Raw genomic sequence first — 22,280 nt, 5'->3', positions numbered from 1 at the left:
AGAGGAGGGGCACCTTGTTGACGGCTCCGGTGGAGCAGGGGCCCCCTGTGAACACCGCCGGGGCTGACTAGGCTCGACCGTGTGGAGCAGACCAGTGCCCGGTTCACCGGCCCGCCGTTGACCCCCCGTACCGCCGTCATCTGGTCGGTGCTCCGGGCCGAGCTGGAACGCCGCGCCGGCGACCGGCTCACCGTCCTCGACGTCGGCGGCGGCACCGGCGGCTTCGCCGTGCCGCTGGCGCAGGCCGGGCACCGGGTCACCGTGGTCGACGCCAGCCCCGACGCGCTCGCCGCGCTCACCCGCCGGGCCGCCGAGTCCGGGGTCGCCGACCGGGTACGCGCCGTGCAGGGCGACGGCGACGCCCTCGCCGGGCTGGTCGAGCCGGCCAGCGTCGACCTGGTGCTCTGCCACTCCGTCCTCGAGGTCGTCGACGACCCCGCGCCCGTGGTGGCCGCGCTGGTCACCGCGCTGCACCCGGGCGGCGCAGCGAGCGTGCTCGTGGCCGGGCAGGCCGCCGCGGTGCTCGGCCGGGCGATGAACGGCCACCTCGACGTGGCCGCCGCCCTGGCCGCCGACCCGGCCGGCACCGCCGGCCCCCGCGACACCCTGCGCCGGCGCTACGACGCCGACCGCGCCGCCGCGCTGCTGGCCTCCGCCGGCCTCACGGTCGAGGAGATCCACGGGGTACGCGTCCTGGCCGACCTCCTCCCCGCCGCCGTCGCGGACGGCCAACAGGCCGCCGTGGTCGAGCTGGAGCGGGCCCTGGCCGCCCGGCCGCCGTACCGGGACCTCGCCGCCCAGCTGCACCTCTTCGCCCGCCGCCCGGCATGACCGCCGCCGTCCCGCCCCCGCCCGGGGAGCCCGCGCGCAGGGCCGCCGTCCCGCCCCCGCGCCCGCCCGCCGATCCGCTGGCCCCGGTGCCGCCCCGCTACGGCGGCGCGAGCCTGGCCGACGTGCTGCCCAGCGCCCTGGCGGTGCTCGGCGTGCCCGGGGCCGTCGACCTGCTCGGCCTGACGCCGGCACTGGCCGGGGTGCGGCGGGTCGCGGTGCTGCTGGTCGACGGGCTCGGCTGGTACCAGATCCCCACCGCCGCCCCGCACGCCCCGACCCTCGCCGGGCTGGCCGCGACGGTCGGCCGCCCGCTCACCTGCGGCTTCCCGTCGACCACCCCGACCAGCCTGGTGACGCTGGGCACCGGGGCCGCGCCCGGCGCGCACGGGGTGCTCGGGTTCCGGGTGCGGGTGCCCGACACCGACCGGGTGCTCAGCCACATCGAGTGGACCGGCGACCCGGAGCCGCTGCGCTGGCAGCCCGTCGCCACCCAGCTCGAACGCGCCCGCGCCGCCGGGGTGGCGGTGACCGTGGTGAGCCGCCCCGAGTACGCCGGCAGCGGGCTGACCCTCGCCGCCAACCGGGGCGGCGACTACCGGGGCGCCGCCGACGCCGCCGCGCTGGCCACCGCGATGCTGACCGCGCTGCACGCCGGGGCCGGGCCGACCCTGGTCTCCGGCTACCACCCCGGCCTGGACCGGCACGGTCACCTCTCCGGCGTCGACTCGGCGCCGTGGCGGGCCGCCGCGACCGGGGTGGACGCGCTGCTCGCCCGGCTGGTCGACGGGCTGCCGCCGGACGCCGCGCTGCTGGTCACCGCCGACCACGGCCAGCTCGACGTGCCGCAGGCCGACCGGATCGACTTCGACGCCGACGACCGGCTGCGGGCCGGGGTGCGGGTGCTCGCCGGGGAGCCCCGGGTCCGCTACCTGCACGTCGCGCCGGGCGCGGCCGAGGACGTGGTGGCCGCCTGGTCGGCCGTGCTCGGCGACGCGGCCCGGGTGCTGCGCCGCGAGGAGGCGGTGGCGACCGGCTGGTTCGGGCCGGTGCCCGAGGCGCACCTGGGCCGCATCGGCGACGTGGTGGTGGTCTGCCGGGGCACGTCCGCCGTGGTCGCCACCCGCTCGGAGCATCCCATGGACTCCCGCCTGGTGGCCTACCACGGGTCGGACACGGCCGCCGAGATGACGATCCCGCTGCTGGTGGTGCGCGGCTGATCCTGGCGGCGCGGCCCCGGGGGCCGCGGCGTGTCGTACCCGGGGGCTAGCCTGCGGGCATGGGTCGCAGTCAGTCGTTGCCGCGCGGCGGCGACCCGCGCTTCGGGCCCGACGGCGACGACTCCGGCAGCCCGATCCTGCACGTCGACATGGACGCCTTCTACGCCTCGGTCGAGGTGCGCCGCCGCCCCGAGCTGCGGGGCCGGCCCGTCGTGGTCGGCGGGGTCGGCCCGCGCGGCGTGGTCAGCGCCGCCAGCTACGAGGCCCGCCGGTACGGCGTCCGCAGCGCCATGCCGATCATGCGGGCCCGGGCGCTGTGCCCGCACGCGGTCTACCTGCCGCCCGACTTCGCGCAGTACACGGCGGCCTCCCGGGCGGTGATGCAGATCCTGCGGGACGTCACCCCGCTGGTCGAGCCGCTCTCGCTCGACGAGGCGTTCCTCGACGTGGCCGGGGCCCGCCGGCTGTTCGGGCCGCCCGCCGAGATCGCCCGCGGCATCCGCGCCCGGGTCGCCGAGGAGCAGGGGCTGACCTGCTCGGTGGGGGTCGCGCCGAGCAAGTTCGTGGCCAAGCTCGGTTCCACCCGGGCCAAGCCCGACGGGCTGCTCGTGGTGCCGGCCGACCGGGTGCTCGACTTCCTGCGCCCCCTGCCGGTCGACGCCCTATGGGGCGTGGGGGAGCGCTCCGCCGAGACGCTGCGCCGGCTCGGTCTGGCCACCATCGGCGACCTGGCCGAGGCGCCGCGCGGCATGCTCCGCAAGGCGCTCGGCGAGGCCGCCGCGGCCCACCTGCACGAGCTGGCCTGGGGGCGCGACCCGCGCCGGGTCAGCCCCGAGCAGGTGGAGAAGTCGATCGGCGCGGAGGTGACGTTCGACGCGGACGTGGCCGACCCGCTGGAGATCCGGCGGGCCCTGCTCGCCCTCGCCGAGAAGGTCGGCGCCCGGCTGCGCCGGGCCGGGCAGGTCGGCCGCACGGTGTCGATCAAGGTGCGCACGGCAGACTTCCGCACGGTCAGCCGGTCCCGCACCCTCGACGTGGCGACCGACACGGCGCGGGAGATGTTCGACACGGCGTGGGCCCTCTACACCGTCCTCGACCCCGGTGAGCGGATTCGCCTCGTCGGGGTGCGGATGGAGGGTCTCGCCCCGGCGGGCGAGACGCCGCAGCAGCTGACGCTGGGCGCTCCCGAGCGCGGCTGGCGGGAGGCGGAGGCCGTGGCGGACGCCGCCGCCGCCCGATTCGGGCGTTCCGTCATAGGTCCGGCGAGCCTGCTCGGCCGGCGCGATCCCGGGCGAAACGAAAATCCGCCCCGCCCATAGGTCGTCCCGCTTTCCGACGCGCGACCCCCCTCGTAGACTTGTCGTTAAGCAGCCGGTTGGCTGCCACGGTCTGTCGGTCCGACCGGGCCGACCAGCGTGACCGGGGAGGAGTGCCGTGCCGCTCTCGGAGCACGAGCAGCGGCTGTTCGAGCAGATCGAGCGGTCGCTTGCCGAGGACCCAAAATTCGCCTCGGCCGTGCGTGCCAGCGATCCGCGCTTCCACGCGCGGCGTCGTCTGCTCGTCGCTGCCGGCGCGATCATCGTTGGCCTGGCTCTACTGGTCTACGGTGCGGTGATCAAGACCCCACCGCTCGCGGTGGTGGGTTTCGTCATCATGCTGGGTTCGGCGGCGTACGCGGTGCAGTCGCACCGCAAGGCGCAGTCCCCCGACCTGCACGTGGTCGGGGGGACGACCACCAGCCGACGCCGCCCGCGCGGGCGGTCCGGCCGGCGGTCGTCGTTCGTTGATCGGATGGAGGACCGGTGGCGGCAGCGCCCGGAGGGGCACCGCTGACCCGGTACCACCGCTGATCCTCGGTCCCGCCGGCCCGGCGGGACCACGTCGATCCGGCCCGCCGACGGCGGGCCGCTGCTTCCTGCCCGCACCGGGGCCGTGCGGGCTTTTACGGTGCCCTGGAACAAGCCGGCTTCTTCTGTCTGTGCAGCCGATGGCCGTTCGACCATTGCACGGGTCTAGCAGTGAAAAAGCCGCTGGCAGCCGCTGCGCCCGGCGACGGCGCGGCCCCCTGCCCACTCAGGGCGTGCTGCCGCGCCGTGTTCGCTGGGACTACTTCGCGGTGGTTGTCTTGATGGTGACGCGCAGGGTCTGCGCCAGGCCGGGCATCGCGTTCCAGCCGTCGGCGACCTGAGTGAGTCGGGTGGCGTTGGTGGTGGTGAACTGCTGCAGGTCGGCTGCGGCGGCCTCAATGACCTCGCCTACCCGCGATTCACGGCAGGCCCAGTCGGCGGCGGCGACCTTCTTCTCGAATGCGACGGCGTCCGCCCATTCTGGAAGGGCGGTTGGGTCCGACGGACTTTCGAACGATACGGGCGGGAAATTTTGTTCGACCTTTATGTACGCCTCGGACAGGTCGCCGGCGTCGATCCCGGCCGTCTTCATGCAGTTGGCGTACTGGCCGGGCAGGTCTGGTGCGACCTGTTGCTGGACTTGGCCGAGCAGGTCCACCAGCTTGGCCTCCAGCTCCTCCTGTCCGTCGGGGACGCTGAGCCTTTCCCCGGCGGTGGCCGCGCCTTGGCAGGACTCAACGGTGGTGAACCAGCCACCCTGGGCGTCCGCTGCGGCGGGCAGGCCCGGGTTCGGAGTCTCGCCCCTCCTGGCCAGCATCTCGATACGGGCGGCTACTCCGAAGTCGGCGCGCTGCGGAGCGAATCCGAGCAGATCTCCGGGGGCGGGCTCGGTGGGTGGTCGCATCGGTTGGTACGGGGTGACGCCGTATACGACGCCCTTGGCAAGAGCGCAGGCGGCGATTGCGGACTGCATTGTGAGCCACATCCGTTCCTGGCCGGCCTGACGTTGTTGCGGCGTGCCGTACACCTGGTCGAGCACAGTAGACAGCAGGGTTGCGGCGTCGACGCCGGCCGGTGCGGCGGCGGGCGCTCCGGGCTGCGCGCAGCCGGTCAGTGCAACGAGGGTGACGGCGGCCGCTGCAGCCATGCGACGGGGACGGTTGGTCATCGGGCGGGTGGCTCCTTTCATGATTGGTCAGGACGAGCAGGAGGTCGACGAGGAGCCGCCCGGGTCGTACTGGTATGTGCCGCTGGAGGTCAGCCACCATGAGCGGGTGCAGTTGTTCGGAATGCTGGGGAGGACCGAGGACGGCGCGCCGATCGTCACCTCACAAGTACCGCTGGTGGTCGCGTTGTTGTTGCCGTAGCAGCTAAAGAGCTTGTTAAAACCGGACACGTCAGTGGACTCGTACGTGTTGCCGCTGTCGCGTGAGAAGGCCGGCCGGCAGGAGCGCGCCATGCGTGCGTCGTAGTGACTGCCTTCGCGGTTCCAGTCGTACCACATGTCCAGGCACTTGCCGCTGGGCACGGCACCGGTCGGGTTGGCCATCACGCGCAGCAGATCGGATGTGTCGTTCTGGTTGTAGAACCCATATGAGGGTGATGGGCCAACGTACAGGTATCCGGACGCGGCCTGGGCGGGACTAGCGACAACCAGGCAGGCGGCTGCGCCGAGTACAGCAACTGCTGTCGCGGCGAGCCGGTGGCGCATGGTGTGAACAGACAAGTGCTTCCTACCTCTGCATGGCAAGGCGACATGTGTGGGGTTCCGTCAAGAGAGCAGCGTACCTCAAAGTCACGCGTTGTATTAGGAGGAAATGATGAGCAAGGATCCCTGGCTGTGTGAGCTGGTGATTCACGCCCATCATGGGGTGTCAAGCGAAGTCCGGCTCTTCAAGGTTGAGGTTCCCCCGGTTTGCCGGAGGGTTGGTTACCTGGCGCCGGTGGGCTCAGGCTGAACGATAGCCGTCTCATCTTGTCGGGCCTGGTGGGCGTGCCAGGCGGTTTCGTACTCGTCTGGGGATCGCCAGCCGAGGTCTTCCTGGATGCGGCGGGTGTTGTACCAGCCGTCGATGTAGGTGAAGATCGCGTTCTCGGCCTCGTCGCGGGTCCGCCAGGAGTTGCGGTAGACCAGTTCGATCTTCAGGGTGGACCAGAAGTTCTCCATCAGGGCGTTGTCGAACGAGTCGCCGACCGACCCCATCGAGGGCAGGATGCCGTTGTCGGCCAGGCGTTGCGCGAAGCGGAAGGACGTGTAGTTCGAGCCGCGGTCTGAGTGGTGGATCAGTTGGCCGTCGTGGACGTCGCGGGACCAGATGCCGTATTCGAGGGCGCCGAGGATCAGGTCGGTGTCGCAGCGGTCGGAGCAGCGCCAGCCCACGATGCGGTTGGAGAAGACATCGCGCACTGCGGCGAGCCAGAACACGCCCTGCCCGCAGGGGATGCGGGTGGCGTCGGCGACCCACAGCCGGTTCGGCGCGGCGGCGGTGAACTGCCGGTTGACCAGATCCGGAGCCGGTGTCGCCTTCGGGTTCGACCGGGTGGACGGGATGCGCCACTTCTTGCGCAGGAACGCCCCTTGCCGGCCGGCGGTACGCATCAGCCGCTCGACCCGCTTGCGCCCCACCTGCCGGCCCTGCCGACGCAACATCGCATGCACTCGTGGGCTGCCGTAGGTGCCGCCCGACACGTCGTGGATCTCTGCGATCTCCACGGCCAGCTCCGCATCCTCGCGTCGCCGGACAGACGGCTTCGCGGCTTGGGCGCGCCAGCCGTAGTAGGTGGAGACAGCCACGTTGAAGACCCGGAGGATGGGCTCGACCCCGAAGCGGTCTTTCAGCTCGTCGACGAGCGTCATGACCGTCGCCGGGTCGGGTCGAGTTCCGAGGCGAAAAAAGCCGAGGCGGCTTTCAAGATCTCGTTGGCCCGTTTCAGTTCGGCGTTCTCCCGCCGTAGCCGGCGCAGCTCCTCCACCTCGGAAGTGGTGGGCCGGTCGCCGCGCTGGCCGCGGTCGGCTTCGTCCTGGCTGATCCAGTTCCGCAACGCTTCGTGATGCACCCCAAGCTGGCGGGCCAGCTGGCGGATCACGGGCTTCGGGTCCGACTCCCGATACAAGCGCACCGCACGTTCACGCAGCTCATCGGGGTACTTCTTCGGTGGTGCCACGGATGACTCCCTTCAGCTCCATCAGAGCATGATCGAAAGCCTCCGAGCTACCGGGGGAACCTCAAGGTTGGAGAGTGTTTGGTATATCTTGTTGCTCGCATTCGTGGAGGCGCAGCGTTGTTGGCGGGTGGGAGTATGCCTCGAATGAGGTGGTCGGCATGCTGGCAGGGGCACCTCAGTGGATCATTAATTACAAGGGCCGCAGGGTGGGTTTCGTAGTCGCGCGGGTCAGCCGACAGCGTGGCAGTCCAACTTATGGCTTTCTCTGGCACGGAGTGACGGGTGCACGCGATGAGCCTTTGCTGGTTGGATGTTTGCGGATGATTCTCCCGTGCGCTGCGCAGCGTGTTGCGTCGAGGTTGATTGCCTTTCCGAGGCTGATGGGTCGCTGCGCGAGAGCGGCCTAGCTTCTGCGCCTCAATGCCGTATGGATCGCCGACTCGGCTGCGATCAGCCGCAGCTTGAAGTCGCATTCGAACGCACCGCAGCTCTCTTCAAGGTGCAGCTTTGGCGGCATTGCCACAGAAGTAACCCTCTTCCCGTAAAGTCGTAGCTCCAACGCGAAATCAATGTCATAGAAGGAAGAACTCCGTGTGGCCAATGAAAAGCGTCAGCGCTTGAGCGCGTCGACAAATGAGGTCCAAGCGGACGGGCTGAACGACAGCACCGGCCCCTGCCGGTCCTTGCTGTCGCGCACCTGGGCGCTGTGGTCGGTGTACCGGGCCTCTACGCAAGCACCGTTGCCGCCGCTGCGGGTGCTGGTGCGCCACTGGTCGTCCAACGCCCTCATCGCGTCTCCTTGTCAAGATGCTTCTTGATGATCCCAGTTGAGGCAGTAGGCGACAGGGCGGCAGCCCGCAGGCTGTTGAAGACCCGAGTGCACCTCTGTACGTCCTCGCCTTCAGCGTAGAGGTCACCGGTCAATCCTTCGATGTAGACCACCCCTGGGCCTTCGGCGAAGCTCAGGATGTGGAAGCTCGACAGCATCGAGGCGTAGGCGCCCTCGCGGAAGGGGATGACCTGGACAGTGACGTTCCATCGCTTCTGGGCATCGAGTAGCGCCGTGAGTTGGGTCTGCATGACCTTGGGCCCGCCGATCTGGCGATGCAGGACTGCCTCGTCGATGACTGTCGCAAGGCGTAGGCGCTCTTCGGTCAGCAGCTTCTGTCGCTCCATCCGGACGGCAACTCGTTCCTCCACCGCCTGGGGAGTTGGCTGGGATGCGTCAGCGATGGTGATTGCGCGGGCGTAGTCGGTGGTCTGCAGCAGGCCGGGTACCACCAAGGTCTCGAAGTTCTGGATCTCGGCCGCCGCAGATTCGAGCCCGATGTACTGCCGGTAAGAGTTCGGCAGGTCGCCGTACTTCGCCCACCAGCCACGCTGCTTGCCACTTCGCGCCATGGACAGCAACGTCTCGCGTAGTTCGGCGTCGGTGATGCCGTACCGGTCAAGCAGCGCGTTCAACGCGGGTCCCTTGAGGCCGACCCGGCCTTGCTCGATGCGGCGCAGGGTGCTCGGAGAGACCTCGATGATCTTAGCTGCCTGTTCGGTGGTCACGTCGGCCTTCTCGCGCGCTCGCCGGAGGTGCGCGCCAAGTTGAAACCGCAGGAACGTCGGGCTCTGCATGGCGCCATCTTGCCTCGCCTCCCGTTCTCGCTAGCCCGCCGATGCGGGCGTGTCGTCAACGGATGTGACTCGTTGCCCCCTACAAAGTGCGCGCGCAAAAAGACTGAAGCGGTATGTTGCGTGCGAAGATGAGGGGACGGGTCATGCCTCGACGCATCACCTACGACCAGTTCATCGCGGCTGTGGCCCTGACCCTGGCTCGCCGGCACGGGCCGGCGTGGAACCGCATCCTCAAGCGGGTGACGTGCCGATGTGGCCGCGACCTGCCGTGCCGGGTGAGACATCGCCTCCCGATCAAGCGAGGGCACTGGCCGGGTGAGGAGGGGTGACCGCCCGGGAGTCGTCGGTGCACGAGCTGCCGATCGGTCGCAGGGTTGCCTACTGGCGTGGGCGGAGAAGCATGTCGCAGCAGCAGTTTGCCGACGCGATCGGCAAGTCGAAGAGTTGGGTCGACAAGGTAGAGCGGGGTGTCCGCAGGCTGGACAAGTTGTCCAGTCTGCAGGCCGTCGCTGATGGGCTCCGGGTTGATCTACGACTGTTGCTCAGCAAGGAGACCAAGCGGGAGGCAAGCTCGGACGAGCTACTGGGCCGGGCCAACATCGACGAGGTCCGGGCTGTTCTGGTTCGTTGGGGGCCGGTCCAACTCTGGCCCGATCATTCCGTGCCTACCCTCGGGGATCTGGCTAAAGCCGTCGACCACGCCTGGCTGGCCTGCCAACACGCCAAGTACCTCGACCTGATCCGGTCGCTGCCAAAGCTGCTATGCGGGGCACAGCAGGTTCGGACGGCTGACCCGGCTGCCCCGGAAGCCGTACAGCGCTTGGCCGAGGCGTACCAGATTGCCTCGATCGTGCTGAGCAAGGCCGACATCAACGATCTGGCCTGGGTGGCGGCGGACCGGGCGCTGGCCGCGAGCCAGAATGCCGACGACCAGCTCTTGGTGGGTGCCTGCGCCGCCCAGCTTGGGCGCGTGTTGCTCGCCCAGGGGCAGGCCCGGCTCGCCATGGAGATCGGAATCGCGCTGGCCCACCGGATCGTCCCGTCAGGTCCGCTCGACGCTCCTGCCGATGCTCTGTCGGTATACGGAACGCTGCTCCTCGTGGCCGCCCGGGGCGCTGCTGGCCTTGGGCACGCCGACAGCGTCGCCGATCTGCTCGACCGGGCTGGTAGGGCGGCGGCGATCATCGGTGACGGGCAAGACCATTATCGGACCGTCTTTGGCCCGGTCACCGTCGCGTTGGCCCGTGTGGTGGCGACGATCGAACTCGATCCTGGCGTACTTGATCTCGTCGTCCATCAGCGGCTCGTCAACGCCACCGCATTTCGACGGTTGCCCCCGAGCATCGGGCTGCCTACCTGCTTGACGCGGCGAACGGGTTCATGCAGGTGGGCGACCTGAAAGCTGCTGGCCAGGCGATAGTGGGCGCCGACCGGGCGGCAAAGGCGGAGGTTCGCCACCGCCGGCAGGGCCACGACCTGCTTGCCACCCTTCTGCGCCGGTCGGCGGCACCTGGCTTCGACGTCCTGCGCTTGGCCGACGAGATGGGCGTAGTTGTCTGATCAGGGGGTCAGCGGCCCGTGCGGGTGGCCAGCAGGCGGCGCGGGCTCCAGCGCAGCAGCCGGTACCGGGCGTCGCCCGTCCTGGCCACCAGCCGGGAGGACGCGTTGCCCAGCGCGGTGCGCCAGCGCAGCAGCACCGACGGCGGCAGCACCGCCGCCAGCAGCCGCGTCCGCCGGTCGGTCCGGGTGGCGAGCGCGCTCCGGACGGCGCGCAGCGCCGGGTGCAGCTCCCCGCCCGCGAGCGGGGCGCGGGCGTACCGGGCCAGTTCCTCGGCGCGGCCCAGCAGCCGCACCGCCGTGGCGGCGGAGGCGTCCTCACCGACGGCCTCGGTGACGAGGCGCTCGGCGGTCGCCCGCGGCGTCTCCGTCCGGTCCACCCGGACCCGGTAGTCGACCAGGGTGTCGAGCAGCTCGTCCCAGGCGGCATGCGCGTCCGCCCGCGCCCGGTCGGGGTCCAGCACCACCGTGACCGGTCGCCCCGCCTCGCCGGCCGGGCCCGCGCCGGCGTCCACCGTGGCCGGTGCGAGCGTCACCGCCGGCCGGGCGGCCCGCCGGCGGCGCAGCGCCATCCGCAGCAGCGCCGGCGCGGCGAGCAGGGCCAGCAGCGCCAGCGCGCCGGCCGTCCACCAGGGCCACACCGGGGCCTGCCGGGTCGGATCGTTCGCTCCGACCGCCAGGCCGGCGTCGGTGTCCTGGTCGGCGGCGTCCGGGTCGGTGGCTTCCGGCGCCGCCTCCGAGTCGTCGGGGGCGGCCGGGGCGCCCGGCTCGGTGGCCGCCGGCTCCGGCGCGTCGGTGTCCGGGGCCCACGCCGAGCGGGTCGAGCCCTGCACCCCGTACGCCGGGGTGGCGTCGAACGGCACCCAGCCCATCCCGTCGAAGTAGACCTCCGTCCAGGCGTGCAGGTTGCGGTTGGTCAGCACGTACCCCTCGTCGGTGCGGCCGGTGCCGTTGGTGAAGCCGAACGCCACCCGGGCCGGGATGCCGGCCGACCGGACCAGCCACGCCATCGCCGCCGCGTACTGCTGGCAGAAGCCGGCCTTGTTGTTGAGGAAGTCGACGATGTCCTGGCCGCTGGTGCCGCCCTTCGTGGTCAGGCTGTAGGTGAAGCCGTTGTCCGCCGAGAAGTGGTCGTAGATCGCCCGGACCTTGTCGTAGTCGGTGCTGCGGCCCCGCACCAGGTCGGCGACCAGGGTGTCGACCTGCTCGACCGGCGGGGTGGCGGTCTGCTGGAGCCGGATCGGGTGGTCCGACGGCAGCGACGGGGCCCGCCGCAGCGCCGTCGGGGTGTACGTCGACCGGACGTAGTCGAACGAGTAGCGCTTGCCGCGGGAGTTCTCCCGGTTGGAGAAGACCACCTGCTGGTTCGGGTCGTAGAGCCAGTTGCCGCTGAGCTCCACGGTGCGCACCGGCTCGGCGTAGGCGGGCAACAGCGGCATGTTGAGGTTCTTCGAGACCTCCACGGTGGCCTGGTACCGCGTCCGCTCGACGCCGTTGCCGGTGCCGGAGCGCTGGGTCGGGTCGGGCAGGTCCCGGGTGACGGGCCGGCCGGTCGGGTTGCGCACCCGGAAGCCGTCGGGCCGCAGCTCGTCGGCGACGCCGTAGCGCAGGTAGAACGGGTTCGGCTCGTTGGTGGTCACCGTGACCATCTCGTAGACCTCGGACTGGTTGAGCTGCCCGCTCAGCGAGGCGAAGAGGTCGATGCGGCCCGGGTTGCCGCCCTGGCCGTTGCCCGACCCGGTGCCGGTCCCGGCGCCCACGGCGTTGAGCAGGCCACCGGTCATCCCCGGCACCGCCAGCGGCAGCGCCACCGCCAGCACCACCCCGACCACGGCGAGCCGCCGCCCGGCGGCGGCCAACGGCGAGGACTCCCACACGTCGACGTCGCGGCCGTCGCCGGTGAACCGGCGGCCGAACCGGCGGACCCGGTCGACGTTGTCGGTGACCAGCAGCCACAGGTAGCCGGCCGCGCCGACCACGAACGGCACGGCGGGGACGCTGTCGACGTAGACGGCGACGGGCACCGAGTAGATGGCCAGCATCGGCAGCCCGGCCAGCGCCGGCCGGCGCAGGCCGACGGCGAGCACGTCCACCACCACGGCCACCCCGCCGATGCCGAGCACGCTGACGAACAGCAGCGGGTCGGTGTCGGGCACCTTCACCCCGTACGAGCGCATGTCCACCACGGACGCGCTCAGCAGCTCGCCGAAGTGGGCGAACGTGCTCGGCGTCGGCAGGAACGCCACCAGCTCGGTGCCGGCGGGGAAGAGCCAGGCCAGCGCGAGCGTCAACCCGCCGAGCATGCCCAGCACCTGCCCCCACAGCGGGGCCCGGACCAGCCGGGTCAGCGCGGCCACCCCGGCGACCACCGTGACCGCGATGGCCGCCTGGATGAGCCAGGTCCAGCGCTCGAAGATGGCCGACAGCGGGGCGGCCGCCAGCAGGGTCGCGGCGGCGGCCACGAAGCCGAGGTTGCGGGTCGCGGTCACGGGGGAGCCTTTCGGGGTCATCTTCCCGCCGGGGCGGGCCGGCACGTGCGCCCGACCCGGCGGATCGTCACTTGACGCCGCCGGCCACGGTCTCGGCCAGCGCGGCCCGCAGGGCGAACCCCTGCGAGCCCCGGCCGGCCTGCGGCCACAGCGCGGGCAGCCGCGCGCCGTGGTCGACCCCGATGACCCGCCACCCGCTCTGCAGCAGGGCGAGCGCGGCGGCACCGTGCGCGTGGTCGGCCTCGGCCCGGGCCCGGGGCGCGAGGTGGAGCCAGGTGGAGCTGTCCAGCAGGAAGCCGACGCAGGTCGCGCCGTTGCCGCGCAGGCCGGCGAGCAGCTCCGCCTCCGCGGTGCTCACCGCGCCGAACAGGCCGATGATCAGGCCGCCGTCGCCGCGCTGGCGGACCTGCCGCACCAGCGTGGTGATGTCGCCGCGCGGGTCGAGGCGGACCTCGGCGAGCTGGTCGAGCAGCAGCCCGTCCCCGGCGGCCTCGGTGGCGTCGACGTCCGCGCCGTCGCCGGTGACCAGGCGCAGCTTGTAGCCGGCCTGGCGCAGGTGCACGGCGATGCTGGCCGCCGCGGAGACCGCCCACTCGAAGCTCGCCGTGGGGCCGTCGCCCCGGTGGCCGTAGCCCCGGGTGTCCAGCACCACCGTCGCCCGGCTCTCCCAGGGCTGCTCCTCGCGGCGGACCATCAGCTCGCCCGTGCGGGCCGTCGACTTCCAGTGCACCCGGCGCAGGTCGTCGCCCATCCGGTACTCCCGGGTCGCCGCGTCGTCCTCGCCGTGCACCGCCACGGACCGGGCGCGGCTGGAGCCGCTGCCCGCGTACTCGCCGGGGAGCCGGACCGAGGGCAGCGGGGTGACCTGCGGGATCACCGTAAGCTGGTCGACGCTGGGGAACGACCGGGTCAGCTCGCACAGCCCGAACGGGTCGGTGAGCCGGACCACCAGCGGGCCCACCTCGTACCGGCCGCGCACGTCCGCGCGGACCGTGTACGCCACGGAGCTGGCCTGGTGCGCGCCGAGCCGCTCCAGCACCACCCGGGGCCGGCTGCCCAGGGCGTACGGCAGCCGGTCCTCCAGCAGCAGCGTGCCGGTGGGCAGGCGGGACATGTTCTGCAACCGCAGCACCACCCGGGAGCTGGCCCCGACCGGCACCCGGTGCGGGTCCAGCGACCGGTTGCAGGCCAGCTTGTAGCGGCTGCGCCCCACGTACGCGGCGGCGAGCAGCGGCAGGACGGCGAGCAGCACGGCCACCCGGAGCAGGTCCTTCTCGCCGAGGATGACGGCGGAGACCGCCGCGGCGAGCGCGGCGGCCAGGAACGAGCGGCCGCGGGTGGTCAGGCCCCGGAGCCCGTCGCGCACGTTCACCGCCTCCGCGGCTCGTACGGGGCGCGGCCGTTGCCGTCGGCGGCGGGCCGGTTGTCGTACGGGGAACGCTGGCGGTCGTGCGGCAGCGGCAGCCGGTGCACCAGCTCGGCGACGATCGCGTCGGTGGTGCGCCGGGCGAGCTGCGCGTCGGCGGTCGGGATGATCCGGTGGGCGAGCACCGGCACCGCGAGCGCCTGCAGGTCGTCGGGGAGGACGTAGTCGCGCCCCTCCAGGGCGGCGACGGCGCGGGCGGTGCGCAGCAGCTGGAGGGTGGCCCGGGGCGACGCGCCCAGCCGCAGGTCGGGGGCCTCCCGGGTGGTGGTGACCAGGTCCACCGCATATTGCTTCACGGCGTCGGCGACGTGCACCTCGCGGACGGTGGCGATGAGCCGGCGCACCGTGTCGGCGTCGGAGACCGGCCGCAGCTCCTGCAACGGGTCGGCCGCGCCGTGCCCGTCCAGCATGGCCAGCTCGGCCTCCGGCCCCGGGTAGCCCATCGCGATGCGGGCGGTGAACCGGTCGCGCTGCGCCTCGGGCAACGGGTAGGTCCCCTCCATCTCGATCGGGTTCTGGGTCGCGATCACCATGAACGGCGTCTGCAGCTGGTAGGTGACCCCGTCGACGGTGACCTGCCGCTCCTCCATGCACTCCAGCAGGGCGGACTGGGTCTTCGGCGAGGCCCGGTTGATCTCGTCGCCGACGACCAGGTTGGCGAACACCGCGCCGGGGCGGAACTCGAAGTCGTGCGTCTCCTGGTTGTAGACGCTGACGCCGGTGACGTCGCTGGGCAGCAGGTCGGGGGTGAACTGGATGCGCCGTACCGAACAGTCGATCGACCGGGCGAGGGCCTTCGCCAGCTTGGTCTTGCCGACGCCCGGGACGTCCTCGATGAGGAGGTGGCCCTCGGCGAGCAGGACGGCCAGGGCGAGCCGGACGGTGGCCGTCTTGCCCTCGATGACCTGCTCGATGTTGGCCACGATGGCCTCGCTGGCGGCGCGGAACTCGTCGTGCGGCAGCAGACCGCCCACCTCGTCCCAGGTCTGTTGTGTCACGGGCCTCCTCCTCGTCGCCACGACGGCAGCTCTGTTAAGAGCACCTGGACCCGCCGTTGGGTTCGCGACGGGAGAGCCTCGTCTGCCGCAGAAATCTCACTGGCCTCTCAGGCTAACCATGTTTGTCGTGAACGCCGAACCCCGCAGGAAGTCGGTCGGTTACGCCCGGAATATTCGCCCGACGGGGGAAACGCATCGTCACCCAGCGTGAGAGGGGTGTCCCGCGTCCCACCTCGCGGCGGCGGGCCGCGTGCCCGGCGGACCGGCGGGGTACACTGCCCGACATGGCCGGAGTCTTCCTGCTTCTTACCGGGCCGTGCTGATGCGCTGACGCGCGACAGCACGGCGGCCCCTCCTGCGCGAGGGGCTTTTTTGTGCCCTCCGCCGGGCCGGCCCGGCGAGCCGGGATCGCCGGCCCGGTCGGCGGGCCGACACCGCCGGACCCGGCCCGGCGACGCCGCGACGAAGCGAACGAGGAGAGACGATGAGTGAGGCAACTGCGGCGGGCGACATCCCCCCGTACCGGTACACCGCGGCCCTGGCCGAGGAGATCGAGCAGCGCTGGCAGGACACCTGGCAGCGGGAGGGCACCTTCCACGCCCCGAACCCGACCGGGCCGCTGGCCGACCCCGGCCACCCCCGGGCCGGCGCGGAGAAGCTGTACGTGCTGGACATGTTCCCGTACCCGTCGGGGGCGGGCCTGCACGTCGGGCACCCGCTGGGCTACATCGGCACCGACTGCTTCGCCCGCTACCAGCGGATGGCCGGCCGCAACGTGCTGCACGCGATGGGCTTCGACGCGTTCGGCCTGCCCGCCGAGCAGTACGCGGTGCAGACCGGCACCCACCCCCGCACCACGACCGTGGCCAACATCGAGCGGTACAAGGCGCAGCTGCGCCGGCTGGGCCTGGCCCACGACGACCGCCGCTCGGTGGCCACCATCGACACCGACTTCTACCGCTGGACCCAGTGGATCTTCCTGCAGGTCTTCAACTCCTGGTACGACGCGGACGCCCGGAAGGCCCGGCCGGTCGCCGAGCTGATCGCCGAGTTCGCCGCGGGCGAGCGCCCGACGCCGGACGGCCGGCCGTGGGCCGAGCTGACCGACGCCGAGCGGCGGGCGGTCGTCGACGGCCACCGGCTGGCGTACGTCTCGGAGGCGCCGGTGAACTGGTGCCCGGGGCTGGGCACCGTGCTGGCCAACGAGGAGGTCACCGCCGACGGCCGCTCCGACCGGGGCAACTTCCCCGTGTTCAAGCGCAACCTGAAGCAGTGGATGATGCGGATCACCGCGTACGGCGACCGGCTGCTGGAGGACCTGGACACCCTGGACTGGCCCGAGCCGATCAAGCTGATGCAGCGCAACTGGATCGGCCGGTCCACGGGCGCGCACATCGACTTCGCCACCGACCGGGGCCCGGTGCGGGTGTTCACGACCCGTCCGGACACCATCTTCGGGGCCACCTACATGGTGCTGGCCCCCGAGCACGAGCTGGTCGACGCGCTGGTGCCGGCCGCCTGGCCGGACGGCACGCGGGACGCCTGGACCGGCGGGCACGCCAGCCCCCGGGCGGCCGTCGAGGCGTACCGCAAGGCGGCGGCGGCCAAGACCGACGTGGAGCGGCAGGCCGACACGAAGGAGAAGACCGGCGTCTTCGTCGGCGCGTACGCCACGAACCCGGTCACCGGCGGGCAGATCCCGATCTTCATCGCCGACTACGTGCTGGCCGGCTACGGCACCGGCGCGATCATGGCGGTGCCGGCGCAGGACGAGCGGGACTGGGCGTTCGCCGAGGTCTTCGAGCTGCCGATCGTGCGTACCGTGCAGCCGGCCGACGGCTTCGCCGGCAAGGCGTACACCGGGGACGGGCCGGCGATCAACAGCGCCGCGCCCGAGCGTGGCCTGGACCTGAACGGCCTGGGGGTCGCCGACGCCAAGGCGGCGATCATCGCGTGGCTGGAGGCCAACGGCCACGGCGCCGGCGCGACCACCTACCGGCTGCGCGACTGGCTGTTCTCCCGCCAGCGCTACTGGGGCGAGCCGTTCCCGATCGTCTACGACGCCAGCGGCGCGGCGATCGCGCTGCCCGAGTCGATGCTGCCGGTCGAGCTGCCCGAGGTCGACGACTTCTCGCCGAAGACGTTCGACCCTGACGACGCCGACAGCAACCCGGAGACCCCGCTGTCGCGCCGCCGCGACTGGGTCGAGGTGGAGCTGGACCTGGGCGACGGGCCGCAGCGCTACACCCGCGAGACCAACGTGATGCCGCAGTGGGCCGGCTCCTGCTGGTACGAGCTGCGCTACCTGGACCCGACCAACGCCGACCGGTTCGTCGACGCCGAGAACGAGTGGTACTGGATGGGCCCGCGCGCCGAGGGCGACTGCGGCGGCACCGACCTGTACGTCGGCGGCGCCGAGCACGCCGTGCTGCACCTGCTGTACGCCCGCTTCTGGCACAAGGTGCTGTACGACCTGGGCCACGTGTCCAGCTTCGAGCCGTTCCGCAAGCTGTTCAACCAGGGCATGATCCAGGCGTACGCGTACACCGACGCCCGGGGCTCCTACGTGCAGGCCGAGGAGGTCGTCGAGCGCGACGGCACCTGGTTCCTGGGCGAGGAGGAGGTGCGCCGCGAGTACGGCAAGATGGGCAAGTCGCTGAAGAACGTGGTGACCCCCGACGACATGTGCGCCGCGTACGGCGCGGACACCTTCCGGGTGTACGAGATGTCGATGGGCCCGCTGGAGGTGTCCCGCCCGTGGGAGACCCGGGCGGTCGTCGGGTCGTACCGGTTCCTGCAGCGGGTCTGGCGGGCCGTCGTCGACGAGCAGACCGGCGCGACGCGGGTCACCGACGACCCGGCCGACGAGGCCACCCGGCGGCTGCTGCACAAGGTGGTCGACGGGGTCCGGGGCGACATGGAGGGGATCCGGTTCAACACCGCGATCGCCAAGCTGATCGAGCTGACCAACGCGCTGACCCGCCTGCCGGCCACCCCCCGCGAGGTGGCCGAGCCGCTGGTGCTGATGCTGGCCCCGTTCGCCCCGCACGTCGCCGAGGAGCTGTGGCGGCGGCTGGGCCACGACACCTCCCTGGCGTACGCGGACTTCCCGACCGCCGACCCGGCCCTGCTGGTCGCCGAGACGGTGACGTACCCGGTGCAGATCAACGGCAAGGTGCGCGGCCGGATCGAGGTGAGCGCCGACGCGTCCGAGGACGACGTGCGGTCGGCGGCGCTGGAGGCGGTGGCGGGCGCGCTGGCCGGCAAGGAGCCCCGCAAGGTCATCGTGGTGAAGGGCCGGATGGTCTCGGTCGTCGCCTGAGGTGCAAGGAGGGGCCCCTGTTGACGCATTCTGCATAGCAGGGGCCCCTTCCTGACGCCCCGCTGGCGGGGGCGCGGCGGCGTCAGGCGGCGGCGCGGTCGCGTCAGGCGGCGGCGCGGCGGCGGCGTTCCGCGCGCCACCAGCGGTGCAGCAGCACCGCGCTGGCGATCAGGCCGAGGCTCGCGGGGGCGGCGGCGTACCAGTTGACGTCGCCGGGGGAGGTGGCCGCCGCGCCGAGCGCCGCGTAGCCGAACGCCGTCGGGGCGGAGGCGAGGACGCTGCCGGCGAGGTACGGCAGCACCCGCGCGCCGGTGGTGCCGTATCCGTAGCTGACCAGCCCGTACCCGGAGATGGGCAGCAGCCGGACCGTGGCGACCCCCAGCACGCTCTGCCGGGCGAACCAGCCGTCGAGGCGGGCGAGCCGCCCCCGGACCCGTTCGGCGACGAACTCCCGGCCCAACGCCCGTCCGACGGCGAAGCCGAGCGCGGCGGCCAGCAGGGCCGCGCCGAGCGCGTACGCCGCGCCCTCGAGGGGGCCGAAGATCGCGCCGACGGCGAGCGTGACGAAGGTGCGCGGCACCAGGGCGACCAGCAGCAGCGCCCCGCCGACGATCGCGGCGACCGGGGCGTACCCGCCGAGGGAGTCGGCGAGCCGGGGCAGCGCCGCCGGCTCGGGCCGGGGGAGCACCGGCAGCAGCGCCGCCAGCCCGGCGAGCAGGAGCAACAGCAGGGCGAACCGGCGCGCCGCCGGCTGCCCGAGCAGCCGCCGTACGGCCGGGAGCAGCCGCCGGGCGGCGGGGGTCATGCGCGGGCGGGCCGGAGCCCGTGTCGGTGGGGACGGTCCACGCATCCAGCCGGCCGCCGGGCGGCCCGGATCATGCCCGGGCGGCGGCCACCGCGGCGCGGCGCTCGGCGCGGAGCCGGTCGGCCCAGGTGTCGTCCAGCGGCGGGAGCTGGTGCGCGCCGGTCGCCCAGCGCAGCAGCAGGTCGGCCAGGGCGGGGTTGCGGGCCAGGGCCGGCCCGTGCGAATACGTGCCGAGCAGCTTGCCCCGCCACGCGCCCTCGGTCGCGCCGTCGTTGCCGACCCCGGCGGTGACCCGGGCCAGCGGGGACACGCCCGGCCCGAGGTGGGTGCGGCCGCCGTGGTTCTCGAAGCCGGTGAGCGCCGGCACCCCGAGCCGGGGGTCGATGTCGCCGGCCAGCTCGCCGACGGCCCGCGACGGGCCCCGGTCGGAGGAGAGGTCGAGCAGCTCCAGCCCGGCGCACTGGACGCCCTTGGCGAAGAACGAGGTGCCAAGGAGCTGGTAGCCGGCGCAGACACCGAACACCACCGACCCCTGGGCGACGGCGCGGTGCAGGCCGCCGTCGGCCCGCAGCCGCTGCGCGCCGAGCGCCTGCGGGCCGTCCTCGCCGCCGCCGATGAGGTAGATGTCGGCGGTGGCGGGCAGCGCCTGGTCGGAGCGGACCTCCAGCACCTCCACGGGCATGCCGCGCTGCTGGGCCCGGCGGGCCAGGATCAGCATGTTGCCCCGGTCGCCGTAGGTGGACAGCAGGTCGGGGTAGATCCAGACGATACGCAGGCTCTCAGTTGACACGGTCCAGCTCCGCTCGGATGTCCTGGAAGGCGGTGTAGTTGGCGATGACCTCCAGCCGGCCCGGCGGGACCGCCCGGACCGCCTCGCCGAACGTGCGGACGTGCTGGAAGGGCACGCCGTTGACGTCGAGGCGGACCGCCAGGTCGTACGCCCGGTCGCCGGTGATCAGCACCTGCCGGCCGCGCAGCGGGGCGAAGTCGACGTCGAAGAGCCAGGAGGTGTCCAGCCCGTCGGGGTCCCGGGCGTTGATGGAGAGCAGCGTCGGCGCGAAGTCGGCCATGTCGAACGCCTCCAGCCAGCTCGCCGGGTTCTTCGCCAGCAGCAGCCGGATGTTGCGCCCGTCGCGGTCCACCTGGGCGTAGCGGCCGGCGATGGAGGTGACCGCGCCGAGCCGGGAGACCGCGTCGACCGGGCGGACGCCGAACTCGGCGGCGACGGCGAGGGCGGTGGCGGCGTTGCCGAGGTTGACCTTGCCGGGGAGCTGGAGCACCACCTTGTGCCAGGCGCCGGTCGGGTCGAGCACCCCGTCGTCCTCGACGGCCCACTGCGGATCGGGCCGGCGCAGCGGGCAGCCGCTGCACCACCACTGGTCGCCGTTGCGTGCGATGGTGTGCCCGCACTCGGGGCAGACCCACGAGTCGTCGTGCCAGCGCTGGCCGGCGCTGAACCAGGTGACGTGTGGCGGCCGGATCCCTCGGGCCGGGTCGCCGGGCGGGGTGGCCGCCCACACGACCATCGGGTCGTCGGCGTTGGCGACCACCCGCACGTCGGGGTGGTTGACCAGCGCCGCGCGCCAGAGCTGCGCCATCATGGCGACCTCCTTGGCGCGGTCGAGCTGGTCGCGGGAGAGGTTGAGCAGCGCCACCACGTGCGGCTCGGTGGCCTCCAGGACCTGGGCCAGGTAGTGCTCGTCGACCTCCAGCACCGCGTACGGGGTGCTGCCGGCCTTGGCCAGCGCCGAGGTGTGGCCGGTGGGCATGTTGGCGCCGAAGGAGTTGGTGGCGACCCGGCCGAGGACGCCGACCGCCGCCGTTGTCAGCCGGGTGGTGGTGGTCTTGCCGTTGGTGCCGGAGACGAGCGCGATGGCGCGCCCCGCCGAGAGGTGGGCCAGCAGGTCGGGGTCGATCTTCAGGCCGATCCAGCCGCCGATCACCGAACCGTCGCCACGACCCGCGGCCCGGGACAGCGCCGCGGCGGTCCGCGACACGGAGCTGGCCACCTTTGCCCGCAGGGGCATCTTCGCGTCCGTCACGCGAGCGAGGTTACCGGACCGCCGCCCCCGCCAGATCGCCGCCGACGGCGAACCGTTCGGCCGGGCCACCCGGGCGGACGGCCGGAGCGCGGTCGACCGGATGGAGTCGATCTATGTCGGGTAGTGGACGCCGGGGTGGGGCCGCCGCGGCCCTCCACTTCGCTCCACCCCTTCTGACGTGCTGTTTTGTCGCCGACGACGACGCGCCGCGCGGGCGATTCTGGTTGCAGGTGGAGGGAAGTGGAGTAGAGTGGGGACCAATGGTGAGGCCGGGAGGGCCCACCGGCCCGGGGGGAGCGGCGCCGCGAACGCCGCTGCAAGGGCGAGGGGGTTGGGCCGATGTTCCTCGGCACCCACACCCCGCGCCTGGACGACAAGGGCCGGTTGATCCTTCCGGCGAAGTTCCGGGATGAGCTGGCGGGGGGTGTCGTGATCACCAAAGGGCAGGATCGCTGTCTCTACGTCTTCCCGATGCCCGAGTTCCAGCGCATCGCCGACCAGTTGCGCGCGCAACCCATGACGAACAAGGCGGCCCGCGCCTACAGCCGGGTCTTCTTCGCCAGCGCGCACGACGAGGTCCCGGACAAGCAGGGGCGGGTCACCGTCCCGGCGCACCTGCGGGCGTACGCCGGGCTCGACCGTGACCTGGTGGTCATCGGCGCGAGCACGCGGGTGGAGGTCTGGGACAAGGCGGCCTGGGAGGCCTACCTCGCCGACAGCGAAGACGACTTCGCCGACATCGAGGAGGGGGTGCTGCCCGGCGGTCTGTAGGGCGTGACGACGCCCGACGTACTGCGAGATCTCCAGCCGCTTTCGAGTTCCTGGCACCCCTTCCCCGGTGCCAGGCGCACGATCTCCCGGAGGGCCGCGGCCTCCGGTGGGCGGGAGCGGATGGGGATCTGGCGGTACGACGGAGGCGTCGTCCGACGACAGGCGCGGAGAGAAACGGACGGTT

Annotated in this window: 19 protein-coding genes; 7 read left to right on the top strand and 12 right to left on the bottom strand. The window is 72.4% G+C overall.

Features of this window, described 5'->3' with window-relative positions; translation table 11 throughout:
• The first annotated feature begins 63 nt into the window (after positions 1-63).
• The 4 genes from LPU61_RS13395 to LPU61_RS13380 all read left to right on the top strand — a co-directional run bounded on the left by LPU61_RS13395 (position 64) and on the right by LPU61_RS13380 (position 3,881).
• Positions 64-831 carry a methyltransferase domain-containing protein gene (locus LPU61_RS13395; RefSeq protein WP_229405287.1) on the top strand — a complete coding sequence of 256 codons (768 nt, stop codon included), beginning with the start codon at positions 64-66 and terminating at the stop codon, positions 829-831.
• Complete coding sequence (locus LPU61_RS13390) at positions 828-2,048, top strand: alkaline phosphatase family protein (RefSeq protein ID WP_229405067.1); 1,221 nt, start codon at positions 828-830, stop codon at positions 2,046-2,048. The genes LPU61_RS13395 and LPU61_RS13390 overlap by 4 nt, the downstream gene beginning before the upstream one ends.
• Positions 2,049-2,107: 59 nt before the next feature.
• Positions 2,108-3,367 (top strand): DNA polymerase IV, encoded by a 1,260-nt coding sequence (locus LPU61_RS13385; RefSeq protein ID WP_043967265.1) that lies wholly within the window; start codon positions 2,108-2,110, stop codon positions 3,365-3,367.
• A gap of 115 nt (positions 3,368-3,482) precedes the next feature.
• Positions 3,483-3,881, top strand: a complete 399-nt coding sequence (locus tag LPU61_RS13380; protein WP_043967266.1) for a DUF3040 domain-containing protein — start codon at positions 3,483-3,485, stop codon at positions 3,879-3,881.
• A gap of 273 nt (positions 3,882-4,154) precedes the next feature.
• Here LPU61_RS13380 and LPU61_RS13375 read toward each other — a convergent pair whose 3' ends face one another.
• From LPU61_RS13375 to LPU61_RS13350, 6 genes are all read right to left on the bottom strand, one after another.
• Positions 4,155-5,063 (bottom strand): hypothetical protein, encoded by a 909-nt coding sequence (locus LPU61_RS13375; protein ID WP_229405066.1) that lies wholly within the window; start codon positions 5,061-5,063, stop codon positions 4,155-4,157.
• A 27-nt stretch (positions 5,064-5,090) separates the two neighbouring features.
• Positions 5,091-5,606 carry a hypothetical protein gene (locus LPU61_RS13370; protein ID WP_144420374.1) on the bottom strand — a complete coding sequence of 172 codons (516 nt, stop codon included), beginning with the start codon at positions 5,604-5,606 and terminating at the stop codon, positions 5,091-5,093.
• Positions 5,607-5,825: 219 nt separating this feature from the next.
• A complete protein-coding gene (locus LPU61_RS13365; RefSeq protein ID WP_229405065.1) occupies positions 5,826-6,752 on the bottom strand; it encodes an IS3 family transposase in 927 nt (308 codons plus the stop codon).
• Entirely contained in the window at positions 6,749-7,060 is a 312-nt protein-coding gene (locus tag LPU61_RS13360) for a transposase (protein WP_229405064.1), read from the bottom strand. The genes LPU61_RS13365 and LPU61_RS13360 overlap by 4 nt, the downstream gene beginning before the upstream one ends.
• 610 nt (positions 7,061-7,670) lie before the next feature.
• The gene (locus tag LPU61_RS13355) at positions 7,671-7,850 is read right to left on the bottom strand and encodes a DUF397 domain-containing protein (protein WP_043967274.1); all 180 of its coding nucleotides are present in this window, start codon (positions 7,848-7,850) and stop codon (positions 7,671-7,673) included.
• A complete protein-coding gene (locus LPU61_RS13350) occupies positions 7,847-8,686 on the bottom strand; it encodes a helix-turn-helix transcriptional regulator (protein WP_229405063.1) in 840 nt (279 codons plus the stop codon). Before LPU61_RS13350 ends, LPU61_RS13355 begins: the two co-directional genes overlap by 4 nt.
• 325 nt (positions 8,687-9,011) lie before the next feature.
• Between LPU61_RS13350 and LPU61_RS13345 the strand changes: the two genes are divergently transcribed.
• The gene (locus LPU61_RS13345) at positions 9,012-10,085 is read left to right on the top strand and encodes a helix-turn-helix domain-containing protein (RefSeq protein ID WP_308102566.1); all 1,074 of its coding nucleotides are present in this window, start codon (positions 9,012-9,014) and stop codon (positions 10,083-10,085) included.
• Positions 10,086-10,254: 169 nt separating this feature from the next.
• On the opposite strand, the gene LPU61_RS13340 is transcribed toward LPU61_RS13345, so the two are convergent.
• From LPU61_RS13340 to LPU61_RS13330, 3 genes are all read right to left on the bottom strand, one after another.
• Positions 10,255-12,732: a DUF3488 and DUF4129 domain-containing transglutaminase family protein gene (locus LPU61_RS13340; RefSeq protein ID WP_043967277.1), complete on the bottom strand. Its 2,478-nt coding sequence runs from the start codon at positions 12,730-12,732 to the stop codon at positions 10,255-10,257.
• Between the two features lie 67 nt (positions 12,733-12,799).
• Positions 12,800-14,098: a DUF58 domain-containing protein gene (locus LPU61_RS13335; RefSeq protein WP_229405061.1), complete on the bottom strand. Its 1,299-nt coding sequence runs from the start codon at positions 14,096-14,098 to the stop codon at positions 12,800-12,802.
• Between the two features lie 2 nt (positions 14,099-14,100).
• Positions 14,101-15,156: a MoxR family ATPase gene (locus LPU61_RS13330; protein WP_229405060.1), complete on the bottom strand. Its 1,056-nt coding sequence runs from the start codon at positions 15,154-15,156 to the stop codon at positions 14,101-14,103.
• Positions 15,157-15,640: 484 nt separating this feature from the next.
• Here LPU61_RS13330 and leuS point away from each other — a divergent pair, with 484 nt between their 5' ends.
• Positions 15,641-18,478: a leucine--tRNA ligase gene (leuS, locus tag LPU61_RS13325; protein WP_229405059.1), complete on the top strand. Its 2,838-nt coding sequence runs from the start codon at positions 15,641-15,643 to the stop codon at positions 18,476-18,478.
• 103 nt (positions 18,479-18,581) lie between these two features.
• On the opposite strand, the gene LPU61_RS13320 is transcribed toward leuS, so the two are convergent.
• The 3 genes from LPU61_RS13320 to LPU61_RS13310 all read right to left on the bottom strand — a co-directional run bounded on the left by LPU61_RS13320 (position 18,582) and on the right by LPU61_RS13310 (position 21,310).
• Positions 18,582-19,283 carry a TVP38/TMEM64 family protein gene (locus LPU61_RS13320; protein WP_229405058.1) on the bottom strand — a complete coding sequence of 234 codons (702 nt, stop codon included), beginning with the start codon at positions 19,281-19,283 and terminating at the stop codon, positions 18,582-18,584.
• 70 nt (positions 19,284-19,353) lie between these two features.
• Entirely contained in the window at positions 19,354-20,073 is a 720-nt protein-coding gene (locus tag LPU61_RS13315; protein ID WP_043967285.1) for a type 1 glutamine amidotransferase, read from the bottom strand.
• Positions 20,063-21,310: a MurT ligase domain-containing protein gene (locus tag LPU61_RS13310; RefSeq protein WP_043967287.1), complete on the bottom strand. Its 1,248-nt coding sequence runs from the start codon at positions 21,308-21,310 to the stop codon at positions 20,063-20,065. Before LPU61_RS13310 ends, LPU61_RS13315 begins: the two co-directional genes overlap by 11 nt.
• Positions 21,311-21,664: 354 nt before the next feature.
• Between LPU61_RS13310 and mraZ the strand changes: the two genes are divergently transcribed.
• Positions 21,665-22,096 (top strand): division/cell wall cluster transcriptional repressor MraZ, encoded by a 432-nt coding sequence (gene mraZ, locus LPU61_RS13305; RefSeq protein ID WP_043967289.1) that lies wholly within the window; start codon positions 21,665-21,667, stop codon positions 22,094-22,096.
• Positions 22,097-22,280: the final 184 nt, after the last annotated feature.

The sequence above is a fragment of the Micromonospora sp. NBRC 110038 genome (assembly GCF_020884815.1).
Lineage (GTDB): Bacteria > Actinomycetota > Actinomycetes > Mycobacteriales > Micromonosporaceae > Micromonospora > Micromonospora haikouensis.
Note: the sequence above shows the minus strand (reverse complement) of the source record. Positions and strands in the feature narration are given on the sequence as shown.